At 63.4% G+C, this 497-nt stretch carries 1 protein-coding gene; it reads left to right on the top strand.

Going from position 1 to position 497, the window contains the following annotated elements; genetic code table 11:
• On the top strand, positions 1–435 hold a 435-nt coding region (locus QU44_RS17065), incomplete at its 5' end, for a DDE-type integrase/transposase/recombinase (RefSeq protein WP_033923609.1).
• Positions 436–497 lie beyond the last annotated feature (62 nt).

The following is a 497-nucleotide window of genomic DNA, read 5'->3' as shown; positions in this document are numbered from 1 at the left end:
GTCTATCTCGTCGCCATCGTCGACTGGTTCACCCGGCGCGTGCTGGCGTGGCGCGTGTCGATCTCACTCGATGCCGCATTCTGCATCGAGGCGCTGGAGGAAGCGCTGGCCCGCTATGGCAAGCCCGCCATCTTCAACAGCGACCAGGGCTCGCAGTTCACGAGCGCGGCGTTCACCGCGGTCCTCCACCGCGAAAAGATCGCCATCAGCATGGACGGCAAAGGCTGCTGGCGCGACAATGTGTTCGTGGAGCGCCTCTGGCGCTCGGTAAAATATGAGGAGGTGTACCTCAACGCCTACGCCTCGGTCCCCGAGGCGCGCGCAGGCATCGGCCGCTATCTGGCGTTCTACAATGCCGTCCGACCCCACTCTGCGCTTGGCGGCCGCACGCCCGACCAGATATACTTCGACAAGCCGCTTCTCGCAGCGGCATGATCAACCCGCGGCAATCCACTTATCAAAACCGCGAGCCTGTGCAGACAAACCGAGCCACCTCT

This window comes from Sphingomonas sp. 37zxx (genome assembly GCF_000786205.1).
Lineage (GTDB): Bacteria > Pseudomonadota > Alphaproteobacteria > Sphingomonadales > Sphingomonadaceae > Sphingomonas.
Note: the sequence above shows the minus strand (reverse complement) of the source record. Positions and strands in the feature narration are given on the sequence as shown.